At 56.9% G+C, this 11,665-nt stretch carries 10 protein-coding genes; 6 read left to right on the forward strand and 4 right to left on the reverse strand.

Features of this window, described 5'->3' with window-relative positions; genetic code table 11:
• Positions 1-2: 2 nt before the first annotated feature.
• On the reverse strand, positions 3-1,100 hold the full coding sequence (gene recA / locus BQ5353_RS03380; RefSeq protein WP_074026304.1) for a recombinase RecA: 1,098 nt from the start codon (positions 1,098-1,100) through the stop codon (positions 3-5).
• A 369-nt stretch (positions 1,101-1,469) separates the two neighbouring features.
• Here recA and BQ5353_RS03385 point away from each other — a divergent pair, with 369 nt between their 5' ends.
• From BQ5353_RS03385 to BQ5353_RS03395, 3 genes are all read left to right on the forward strand, one after another.
• On the forward strand, positions 1,470-1,691 hold the full coding sequence (locus BQ5353_RS03385) for a YdeI/OmpD-associated family protein (RefSeq protein ID WP_054330758.1): 222 nt from the start codon (positions 1,470-1,472) through the stop codon (positions 1,689-1,691).
• A 122-nt stretch (positions 1,692-1,813) separates the two neighbouring features.
• Positions 1,814-2,275: a MarR family winged helix-turn-helix transcriptional regulator gene (locus tag BQ5353_RS03390; protein WP_054330757.1), complete on the forward strand. Its 462-nt coding sequence runs from the start codon at positions 1,814-1,816 to the stop codon at positions 2,273-2,275.
• A 38-nt stretch (positions 2,276-2,313) separates the two neighbouring features.
• The gene (locus tag BQ5353_RS03395) at positions 2,314-3,159 is read left to right on the forward strand and encodes a DegV family protein (protein WP_071427312.1); all 846 of its coding nucleotides are present in this window, start codon (positions 2,314-2,316) and stop codon (positions 3,157-3,159) included.
• A 234-nt stretch (positions 3,160-3,393) separates the two neighbouring features.
• Here BQ5353_RS03395 and BQ5353_RS13265 read toward each other — a convergent pair whose 3' ends face one another.
• Positions 3,394-4,206, reverse strand: coding sequence for a cytochrome b5-like heme/steroid binding domain-containing protein (locus tag BQ5353_RS13265; protein ID WP_233424494.1), 813 nt, complete (start codon positions 4,204-4,206; stop codon positions 3,394-3,396).
• Between the two features lie 220 nt (positions 4,207-4,426).
• On the opposite strand from BQ5353_RS13265, the gene BQ5353_RS03405 reads away from it, so the two are divergent.
• From BQ5353_RS03405 to BQ5353_RS03415, 3 genes are all read left to right on the forward strand, one after another.
• On the forward strand, positions 4,427-5,062 hold the full coding sequence (locus BQ5353_RS03405; RefSeq protein WP_054330755.1) for a cytidylate kinase-like family protein: 636 nt from the start codon (positions 4,427-4,429) through the stop codon (positions 5,060-5,062).
• Between the two features lie 238 nt (positions 5,063-5,300).
• Positions 5,301-6,473, forward strand: a complete 1,173-nt coding sequence (locus BQ5353_RS03410) for a MalY/PatB family protein (protein ID WP_054330754.1) — start codon at positions 5,301-5,303, stop codon at positions 6,471-6,473.
• 147 nt (positions 6,474-6,620) lie between these two features.
• Complete coding sequence (locus BQ5353_RS03415; RefSeq protein WP_054330753.1) at positions 6,621-7,622, forward strand: M23 family metallopeptidase; 1,002 nt, start codon at positions 6,621-6,623, stop codon at positions 7,620-7,622.
• A gap of 1,016 nt (positions 7,623-8,638) precedes the next feature.
• Here BQ5353_RS03415 and BQ5353_RS03420 read toward each other — a convergent pair.
• A complete protein-coding gene (locus BQ5353_RS03420) occupies positions 8,639-9,586 on the reverse strand; it encodes a 2-hydroxyacid dehydrogenase (RefSeq protein WP_054330750.1) in 948 nt (315 codons plus the stop codon).
• 82 nt (positions 9,587-9,668) lie between these two features.
• Positions 9,669-11,665: ribonuclease R (gene rnr / locus BQ5353_RS03425; RefSeq protein ID WP_071427313.1), on the reverse strand; the 1,997-nt coding region annotated here is incomplete at its 5' end.

An 11,665-nucleotide genomic window follows, 5' to 3' on the forward strand; every position in this document is an offset into this window, starting at 1 on the left:
CCTTACGCCTCATCCTCCACCGTGATGTCAATTTTGGCAGTGGAAGGCGCAGGAGCCGGGGCGGGAGCTGCCGCTGCCGGAGCTTTTCCACCTTTTTTGGCAGGTTTCCCGGTCAGTTTGTCGGCGTTCTCCCGGATCTTCTGGGCCAGTTCCTCCACAATATCGGGGTGTTCCTTCAGGTATTCCTTCAGGTTGTCGCGGCCCTGGAACCGGGCGTCGCCATAGGTGAACCAGGCGCCGGATTTGTTGATGATGTCCAGCTTCACCGCCATATCCAGGATCTCCCCTTCTTTGGAGATGCCCTGGCCGTACATGATGTCAAACTCCGCCTCTTTAAAGGGCGGGGCCACCTTGTTTTTCACCACTTTCACCCGGGTGCGGTTGCCCACCACCTCGCCGTTCTGCTTCAGCTGTTCCACCCGGCGGACATCCAGCCGCACCGAGGAATAAAACTTCAGGGCCCGGCCACCGGGGGTGGTTTCCGGGTTGCCGTAGACCACGCCGATCTTCTCCCGCAGCTGGTTGATGAAGATAGCCACACAGTTGGATTTGCTGATGGCACCGGTCAGCTTGCGCAGGGCCTGGCTCATCAGGCGGGCCTGGACACCCACATGGGAGTCGCCCATCTCCCCTTCGATCTCCGCCTTGGTGACCATGGCGGCCACCGAGTCCACCACCACCACATCGATGGCACCGGAGCGGACCAAGGCTTCGGCGATCTCCAGCGCCTGCTCACCGGTGTCCGGCTGGGAGACCAGCAGGGAATCGATGTCCACCCCCAACGCCTGGGCATAAACCGGATCGAGGGCATGCTCCACATCGATGAACACCGCGTCGCCGCCCATCTTCTGGGCCTCCGCCACGATGTGCAGGGCGACGGTGGTCTTGCCGGAGCTCTCCGGCCCATAGATCTCGATGATGCGGCCTTTGGGCACGCCGCCGATGCCAAGGGCGATATCCAGCGCCAGCGACCCGGTGGGGATGGCCTCCACATTCATGGTGGAATTCTGCCCCAGGCGCATCACCGCGCCCTTGCCGAATTGTTTTTCAATTTGGTTCAGCGCAGTTTCCAGCGCTTGTGCCTTGTCCTTGTCTGCCATAGGCGTTTTCTCCTCCATCATCCAGCGGCGCAGCCCAAGGCGGCGCAGTGGCGTTTGTTTTCTCAATTTCTTGTGTGTCACAGGGCAAATATGTGCGGCCGGGCAAGGGTTCTTCCCCTTCTTCTCCCCAGCCCACATTACAAACATTATAGCTCACCAGGCGGCTAAAATCAACCGGATTGCAGAAAATAAGGAATATTTGTTCGCGATATATCCTGGCAAATTAGTCGGAAAAAATCCCCTGTATCCCACCAAAATACTAAGAGAGGGACACTCCTGTTCCCATTCCCCCAAAATTTGCGGAAAAGCCGCATCTTTCGCCGCCATTTGGGTCAAACTAACACCAAACAGCCCAAAGGAGGTGATTGTTTGCAGAACTATGGAGAACCGGAGATTATCCCCATCAACTTCAGCATGGCTTTGGCGGAGAACCCGGCGGCCCAGCACTTTTTTGCCTGCCTCTCCCCCGAAGATAAAGCGGGTTTTATCAACGTGGTGGCCAGCGCCCCGGATGAAGAGACCATGACCCAGCAGCTGGCCCGGGCCATCGACCTTTTGCAAAACGAAAACCGGGACTACTACAGCCTATAACCCCTCATCCGGCGGCCGTTTGTGCCGCCGGTTTTGTTTCAGCCCCGCTTTACAACCCCATCCGTTTGTGTTATGATACAATTGTTTTGAAGTTCAAACTATTTTGGGAAGGGGATGAAAGGATGCCGGAGGACAGCTATACCCAGCTCAATGATTTTCTGGTCAACCTGTTCAACGACATACTGCGCATTGAAGAGCACTGCCTGAGCAGCAACGAGTTTAAAAACCTCTCCATCAAGGAGATTCACATCATTGAAGCGGTGTGCAACGCCTCCCAAACCGGTGGGGACAACCGGGCCAGCGCCATCGCCGAAGCATTGGGGGTCACCGCCGGCACGTTGACGGTGGCGGTCAACACCTTGGAACGCAAAGGTTACCTGGAGCGGCGGCGGGACAGCGGGGACAAACGGGTGGTCCGCCTCTTCCCCACCCAATCCGCCTTGGAGGTCAACCGGATTCACAGCCACTTCCACCACGAGATGGCCGCCTCGATCATTGAAGTTTTGAACCCGGAGGAACTGGTGGCCTTGACACGGGGCCTTCACTCCATCCAGCGGTATTTCAAAAACAAAGAAAAAACCTAAGCCCCAGCGGGTTCCGCAGGGCGGAAAGGCAAACAGTTATGGCAATTCGCATCATCACCGACAGCACCTGTGATTTCACCCCTCAAGAGGCCCAGCGCCTTCACATTGATGTGCTGCCGTTAAAGTTGATTTTCGACGGGCAGGAATATGCCGACGGCACCGGTATGGGCCGGCGGGAATTCTATGACCGGCTGCGCCAGGCTAAGTCCCTGCCCACCACCAGCCAGGTCAACCCGGAGGCATTTCTCTCCCTATTTCAAACTTACCGGGCCCAGGGGGATGAGATTGTGGTCCTCACCCTGTCCAGCCAGATCAGCGGCACCTACCAATCGGCGGTGATCGCCGCCCAAATGGCTGGGGAAGAGGGGATTTTCCTGGTGGATTCCCACAGCGCCACCTTTGGCATGGCCCTGCTGCTCACCCAGATGGCGCGGATGCGGGACGAGGGCACTTCCGCCCGAGAGATCGCCGCCAAAGCGGAGGAACTCAAAGGCCGGATGAAATTTTTTGCCATGGTGGACACCCTCAAATTCCTGAAAATGGGGGGACGCCTCCCCGCCGCCACTGCGGTCATCGGGGAACTGCTGGGGGTGAAGCCTCTTGTCTCCCTGGTGGATGGAAAATTGGAGGCTGTGGCCAAAGCCCGAGGCTCTTCCGGGGCCTTCCAATGGATGCTGGACCAGTACCGGGCCTGTCCCGCCGATCCGGATTACCCGATCGCTCTCGCCCACGCCGATTCCCCGGAGGGCCTCAACCAGTTTGTTCAGCTGTTGCGCCAGCAGGGCGTGGACTGCACGGGCGCCGTCCAGGTGGAGGTGGGGACGGTCATCGGCGCTCACGCTGGGCCGGGTGCAGTGGGCTTTGCTTACATCGCCCGACCCTAAATGCAGCGGCTACGTACCGCCCGCCGGCGGGTTGGACTCCAAGCTTCGGACGGGAATGGCTGGCCCATTGGATCCATTTGGGGGCAAAGCCCTCCACAGCTGACAGCGCGATAAAGCCCCTCTGCTCCTTGGGGAGCAGAGGGGCTTTATCCTTCCACCCGAACACAATCTAGGAAAGGCGGAACCCATCGGCCGGTGCTCGGGTTCTGCCGGCTTTTTTTATCAAAGTGCCCCCTAAAACCCTTTCTTTGGGGAGGGGCGCAGGCGGCCCACCACAGGTAGGTTCTCCAAAAGCATCTGCAAACCCTCCGGGTGGTTTTCCAGCAGGCGGTCAGTCACATCTTGGCCCGCTAATATGCCGTGGTGGCTCCCCGCCCGCCAGGAAGGATGGGCGGTCACATCAAATACATACCCCGCTGCCGCGATGTAGGCTGGCCGGCCCCCCATCCCATTGTAAAACCGTGCCAGCTCTTGGGGAGTAAAGGTCTTGTTGGGCTGGTACTCCACACCGCCGCCCAATTCCTCGGGCAGATCGTCCTCCACATGCTGGGCTGTGGGGGTGCCATCCCCGTTGTACACCCCAGTGCGGAAAGGGGAAAAGCTCCGGGAAAAGTTCCCTGGCTGGCTGCGGGGGGTGGGGGTCTTCTCCACCGGCGGCTGTTGTTGCTGCCGGGAAAACTGCTGGAACCGGTTCTGCTGCTGCGGCTGCTGCTGGGATTGGCTCTGGACATACTGAAAAATCCGCCCCATCCGCTGGGCGATACCCTGGGTGCGGTTGATGGCCCACATGGGCCGCGGGCGCAGCATGGAGGGGCGCATCATCCGCTGTACATTGTTGATCGAGCGCTGGGCCATCCGCACCGATTGCAGATTGAGCCGAGCCTCCCGTTCCCCCAGCCGGATAGCGGAGAGTTGGCGTTTTACGTTGCCCAGCTGCATCTGCAGGTCCTTCATCTCCCGCTGCACCCCGGTTTTGCTCCAAGCATTTAAAAAAATATCGATTTCCCGGTTTAGGTCTTCTATCATACGGTCCAATTGTTCCTGCATGCAATCCACTCCCTTGTCGTTTGGCCTTGTTCCCCATTGTATGCAGGGGAAGTCTCAAATAGAATCGCCAAAAACAGGGGTACATTATCATCAATCTATCTAAAATTTTACAATATAATATCTATTTTATATTGTATGTTGTATAATTTTGTGCTATCCTTAAAGAAAGGATCAACTGCGCACCAGCGATGATCCGCCTATGAGAAAGAGAGGGATCCACATGAGCAACAACACCATCATCACCATCGGCAGACAGTACGGCAGCGGCGGCAAAGCCATCGGCGAGCAACTGTCCAAGGAGCTGGGCATCCCCTTTTATGATAAAGAATTGATTGCCCTCGCTGCAGAAAAAAGCGGCATGAGCGCAGATTTGTTAAAAGAAGTGGATGAGCGGGCCAGCAACAGCTTGCTGTACTCCCTATCCACCGGCATGGTCAACCTGCACACCGGCACCGGCCCCACCCTCTACAACCTGCCCATGAACGACCGCCTCTTCATTGTCCAGGCGGATCTGATCAAGCAGTTTGCCAAAGAGGGCCCCTGTGTCATCGTGGGGCGCTGCGCCGATTATATCCTGCGGGAAAACCCAGACCTAGTGCGGGTCTTTATCCATGCGGAACTGGAAAAAAGAATCCAACGGGCTACCACCGAATACGGTATCTCGCCTGAAAAAGCAGAGGATACCGTCCATAAGATCGACAAAAAACGGGCCAGCTACTATAACTATTACTCCAGCCGCAAATGGGGCCACTTGGAAAACTATGACCTGTGCATCAACAGCGGCCTCATCGGCATCGACGGTGCGGTGAAGCTGATCCGCCAGTTTGTAGAACTGAAGGAGGGCCTGGGGCGGTAGTCCTCCCAGTGTTTTCTCGAAAAGAAAAGTGGTATTTTCTTCCTTTATAGAAGGCTATTTTCTATAGGGATTATCTATTTTGTTTTCTATTGACAATTGATTTGGCACAGTGCTATCCTGATACAAGGCTATTGTTTACGCGCTGAACAAGGGCTTTTTCCCCGTTTTAAAGGCGGTTCTGCCGCTTTGCAGTGAACTACTTTTTTCCAATATTGTAAGAAAGGCCAGGTAGATTGAAATGAAATACGATTTCGACAAAAAATGGGACCGCATTGGCAAGGATTCCAGCAAATGGGATAAGCCCGCTGCAGACCACGGCACCACCGACATCGTTCCCATGTGGGTTGCGGACATGGACTTCGCCACCGCCCCTTCGGTGATTGACGCCCTGAAAGAGAGAATTGAACACCCCATCTTCGGCTACTTCATTCTCAGCGACCGGTATTTTAACGCCATCATCAACTGGCACAAAACCCGTTTTGGCAACGACACCTTGAAGAAAGAATACATCGCTTACCAAAACAGCGTCCTGGGCGGCGTGGCTTCCTGCATCTCCGCCTTTACCCAGCCCGGCGACCAGATCCTCTGCAACGCCACCACCTACACCGGCTTTACCAACACCGTCAAAGGGTTGGGCCGCCAGCTGTGCCTGAGCGAACTGGTGCAGGATAAGGACGGTATCTTCCGCCTTGACCTGGAGGACATGGAGAAGAAGATCGTGGAGAACAAGATCGGCCTGTACATCTTCTGCTCTCCCCACAACCCCACCGGCCGCGTATGGGACAAAGAGGAGATCGAGGCAGTTGTCGACCTGTGCTACAAGCACAAAGTCATCCTGCTGGCCGATGAGATCTGGGCGGACTTCACCCCCTCCGGCAAGAAACACATCCCCACCGTCACCGTTTCCGACAAGGCCAAGGAGATTACCATGGCCATGTACGCCCCTTCCAAGACCTTCAACTTGGCCGGCCTGGTGGGCTCCTACTCGGTGATTTACAATGAGTACATCCGCAACCGGGTTGCCAAAGTGGCCTCCATGCCTCATTACAACCAGAACAACGTGCTGTCCTGCACCGCGCTGATCGGCGCTTATGAAGGCGGTGCTGAGTGGGTGGATGAACTCAATGCTTACATCCGCGGCAACCAGGAGTATGTATACAACTACATCACCGAACACTTCAAAGGGGTCAAGACCTATATCCCTGAAGGCACTTACCTAATGTGGCTGGATTGCTCCGGCTGCGGCATGGACATCCAGGAAGTTCTGGACCGGATGAATGCCTGCGGCGTCATCGTCAACGACGGCCGGACCTTCAACGGCAAGACCCATGTCCGCATGAACCTGGCCTGCCCCAGAAGCCAGTGCGAAGAGGCCATGCGCCGGTTCGACCAATACGTATTCAACAAGTAATCCTGCTTTCCAAGAGAAAAAGCCTCCCTTCCATCTGGAAGGGAGGCTTTTTCCCTATCGTTTTCAAAAATATCCCCTGTATGGGCATTCCTCCCCCCTCCCGTCGCATATGAATTCAGAGGAACGTCTGAATAAGGGGGAAGCTTTGTGAAGAAAAAAATCTGCCTAGCTGCTGTGCTTTTGTGCTGCCTCTCCCTCTTTCTCCTGTCGCCCAAGGAAGAGGAATCCCTCCCGGCAGAAGGCTACTTGAAATGGGTGGAGTTTGACATCCCCTACTCCGCCTTAAACGCCGCTTTGGAAGTGGACATCGACACCTATGACACCAATCACCCGGTGAGCTGGATCGATCTTTTGGCCTGTCTGGGGGTCAAATATGGCGGGAATTGGGGAGAGTACCGGTATGCTGACCTGCAAAAGATGGCGGATACCCTCTCCTCCACCTCCGCTGAAGAATTGATGGCGGACAACAAATACTACAGCTATTATGCCGAAGCCTATGAAGCGGTGCTGGGCGGGATGGTCGGCCCCTACCGCAAGGAAGCCCCCGATCCCAGCCGGCCTGGGGAAAAAACCATCGTGGAAAAATACGGCCTTAAAGCCTACTGCCCGATTGCAGAAGGATTCGGCTACAGCCATTATGACGACTTCGGAAACTCCCGGGATTACGGCTACCGCCGGCGGCATCTGGGCAACGATCTGCTGGGGGCGGTGGGCACCCCTATCGTCTCAGTGGAATCCGGCATTGTAGAGCACTTGGGCTGGAACCAATACGGCGGCTGGCGGGTTGGCATCCGCAGCCTGGATGGCAAACGGTATTACTACTACGCCCACATGCGCAAAGACCACCCCTATCACAGAGACTTATATGAAGGAAAGGTGGTCAAGGCTGGGGAGGTCATCGGCTACTTGGGGATGACCGGCTACTCCACCAGCGAGAACGTCAACGGCATGACCCGGCCCCATCTTCACTTCGGCATCCAGCTGATTTTCGATGAATCCCAAGCCGAGGAAAATGAAATCTGGATCAACGCCTATGAGATTGTCCGGCTCCTTTCCCAGAACAAGGCCACGGTAGAACGGGATGAGGAATCCAAGGAATACTACCGTAAGTATGATATTTTTGACCCCATCGTAGCCATATCCGACTGATTTATGGGGTGCTGCTCGCCCCTGCACACCCAGCGTCTTATTCAAGATTCCATCTCACAATCGTTTTTGAAGGCGCTCCGCCCTGCACCCGGTCGCCCATTCAAGATTCCATCTTGTAGGCCAGTTTTATGGGGCGCTACACGCCCCCAAACCCCCGTGGTGCCTTTCTAACGAGAGAAAGGGACAAAAGCTCGCCGGGGAGACCCCGGCCCCCCTGCTTCGCGGCAATTAGTACGCTCGGAAAATCCCTCTTAGAGGCTCTCCACGCCTCGAGCGAAGGATTTTTCCGCTTCGCGGATGCCCTCGCGGGGCATAGTAAAAGTTATTTCTACTCTGCTACCAAGTGGTCGCATATTCGCCTTTCTTCCCTCTTTCATGATACAATATTTACAAATTGGAAAGCGGGGGAGAGATTGTGGCGAAGGTGAAATATTTAAGTCTTCGAATAGATGCCATGATACATAGAAAAATTCTATATATTTCACGTTATGAGGGCCGATCAATGAATCGGCAGATTTTGCATTTAATCAAAAAATATATCTCGGTATTTGAAGAAGAACATGGTACCATTTTATTGGAAGAACCCAAAACGGAGACAAATACATAATTTTATATGATACTATCCCAGGAACAGGGGGATTTTTAAGGGGGCACAGTCAGCTGATGCTGACCGTACTGACTTCGCCTGTGCCGCGAGTGGTTCGGCCCCCCTTAAATGTGCTTTTGGGTCCAGGGCCTTTTTCACATAAAAAGGCGCCTGGCCGGGGGTGCGGGGGCTGGAAGCCCCAGGCTACCGGGTATCAGGGAAACTTTCCTGAAGAAAATAGTGCCGGGTGCAGGGCGGAGCGCCTGCATAATCGGGGTGTGGGGGTGCGCTCCCCTACAAACTAATCACAAGATGGAATCTTGCCAAAGCCCGCCTGGCTGGGGGCGCAGCCCCAAAAGAAAAAAGCGGGCCTTGGCCGCCTCCCATGGGGAGACAGAGCCAGGGCCCGCTGTCACTTTAGCGGCTGGAATTACAGGATCACGTTGACCTGCTCACCGGCAAGCCATTTGGTGATGTTGTCAAATACGATGTGGCACCGGGCCTCCATAGACTCGGCGGAAGCGAAGGCCACATGAGGGGTGACAATGGTGTTTTTGCTGTGGAGCAGGGGATGGTTCACATCCAAAGGAGGCTCCACCTCAAAGACGTCAATGCCTGCGCCAGCGATGCGTCCTTCGTTGAGGGCGTCAGCCAGAGCCTGGGAATCCACTACGGGGCCGCGGGCGGCGTTGATGACGATGGCGGTGGGTTTCATCAGGGCGATGCGCTCCTTGTTGATCAGCCCGCGGGAGCTGTCATTGAGGGGGCAGTGAAGGGAGATGATGTCCGACTCTTTGAGCAAAGTCTCCAAGTCCACATATTCCACAATGCCCTCGGCCTCTTTCTTAGGATGGGGAGCGTTGGCGATCACCTTGCAGCCAAAAGCTTTGCAGAGCTGTGCGGTCCGAAGGCCGATGGCACCCGTGCCGATGATGCCCACTGTCTTGCTGCCCAGCTCGCTGCCCACCAGGCCGTCTTTGGTCTGGCCTGCACGGCAGCGGGCTTCCACCTGGGGAACGTTGCGCAGCAGGGAGATCATCATAGCGATGCTCAGCTCGGCCACCGCCTGGGTGGAATATCCGGCAGCATTGCTCACCTTGACCCCTTTGGCCTTGGCGGCTTCCAGATCCACATGGTCCACGCCGGTGAAGGCGATATCGATGTATTTCAGGTTATCGCAGGCGGAGATGACCTCCCCTTTCAGCGGCATGTTGGCCAGCATGATCACATCGGCGTCTTTAGCCCGCTCAATCTGCACCTTGGGGTCGGTGTCCTTGGGGTAGGCGGTAAAGCTGTGGCCGGCATCGATCAGGGGTTTGGCACATTCTTCCAACACCTCTTGGGGAACGCCCAGAGATTCCAGCAATACAATTTTCATAACGAAGCCTCCTATATCACTGTTTAATCAGATTGCTACGTCCATAGTATCACACTTTTCCCCCGGTTACAAGGGGACAGGCCTACTGGCCTTCCCCCTCATCCGCAGGGACAAAGTCAATCTGCCCGGCGGAGACATCCACCCCAGCCACCGTCACCCGGATGGGGTCGCCCACCCGCAGTTTCCGGCCGCTGTGCTGGTCCACAAACTCCATTTTGCCGTCGTACTGGTAATCGCCCAGATCCGCCACCCGGATCAGGCCCTCCACCGTGTTGGGCAGCTCCACATAGACCCCATGGTTCACCGCAGAGGAGATCACCCCGTCAAACTCCTCCTCCAGGTGGGATTTCATATACTCCGCCTTGTAGCAGTCGTCGCAGCTGCGCTCTACCTGCATAGCCCGCACCTCCCGTTCACTGGTGCGCAGGGCCACTGTGCCCACCTGCTCCCGGAACCGGCGCTCGATGTTCTCTTTGCGCATGCCGGTCAGGCTGGCAGTCATAATCCGGTGGATCATCAGGTCGGAATACCGGCGGATGGGGGAGGTGAAATGGGCGTAATCCGCCATGACAAGGCCGTAGTGGCCGATGTTCTTCTCGGAATATTTTGCTTTGGCCATCGACCGCAGCAGAGTGTTGTTGACAATCTTGCCAAAGGGGGTTTGGCGGGATTCCCGCAAAATCCGGGACAGCTCCCCCTGGGCCACCCCTGCTTTGATGGATTTGGAGGGGATGCCCAGGGCGTCCAGCGTCTCTTTGAGGTTCTGAAGCTTCTCTGGGTTGGGGGACTCATGAACCCGGTAGACAAAGGGCAGGCCCCTCTCCCCGGCAAAGCGGGCAGCCGCTTGGTTGGCCACCAGCATGAATTCCTCAATCATCCCCTCGCTGATGCCCTGTATCCGGGGCTGGATATCCACCGCGACCCCGTTTTCATCCAGCTTGATTTTGGACTCCACCGATTCCAGGTCCAGTGCGCCCCGGCGGGTGCGGTCCTGGGCAAGGCGGGAGGCCAGATCCTTCATGAGGAACAAAGTGTCCTTCAGTTCCCCGTATTTTTCCTGGATCTCCGGGGAGGCGGTGCCATCGTAAAGGGTGTTGATCTCACTGTACACCCCTTTGACCTGGGATCGGATCACCGATTTGACAAACCGGTAGGAGCGGATGGAGGTGTCCTCCCCCAGCTCCACCAGGGCGGAGAAGGCAAGGCGGTCCTCCCCGGGGTTGAGGGAGCAGATGCCGTTGGAGAGCTCCGGGGGCAACATGGGCACCACCGAACCCGGGAAATACACCGAATTTCCCCGCTCAAACGCCTCCTGGTCCAGGGGGCTGCCAGCAGTGACGTAATAGCTGACATCGGCGATGTGCACCCCCAGCAGCCAGCCGTCTTCCAACTTTTTCAGGGAGATGGCGTCGTCGATGTCCTTGGTGTCGGCCCCGTCAATGGTGAAGATGTCCTCCCCCCGCAGGTCCAGCCGGGCGGCCAGCTCTTTGGGGTGGCTGCCGTCGGCCTCGATCTGCCGGGCCTGGGCGATGGCCTCGGCCGGGAACTGGCGCTCGATGCCGTTGGCGGCCAGGATAGCCTCACAGCAGCCGCTGGCCTTTTGGGCGTCGCCGAAGTTCTCCAGCACCGCCGCTTTGTGGGAGAAATGCCGGTCCCCCCGGTAACAGAGGTTTGCCAGCACCTTGTCCCCTTCTTTGACCTTGATCTTGCTGGAACGGCCGATCTCAATTGCGAACCGCACCTGGCGGTCGGGCAGGATGGAGAGCTTCCCCTCCTCCTTGACCACCACGCCGGTGAACCGGTAATCCCCCTCCTGGAGAATGCGGACCACCTCCGCTTCGGTCAGCTCCCCGTTGGAGCGGCGGCTGGAAATCAGCACCCGGTCCCCAGGCATAGCCCCTTTCATCGCCCGGCCGGGGAGAAAGACATCCTCCTCTTCCCCGTCGGGGCGGGCAAAGCCAAAGGCGGGCAGCACCTTCACCACTGTGGCGGGGCGCAGCCCCAAGCTCCGGCTGAGGACGTATCCCCCCTTTTGCAGAAGGACTTCCCCTGCCTTCACCAGCTCTTCCACAGCGGCGA

The sequence above is a fragment of the Merdimmobilis hominis genome (genome assembly GCF_900104615.1).
GTDB lineage: Bacteria > Bacillota > Clostridia > Oscillospirales > Ruminococcaceae > Merdimmobilis > Merdimmobilis hominis.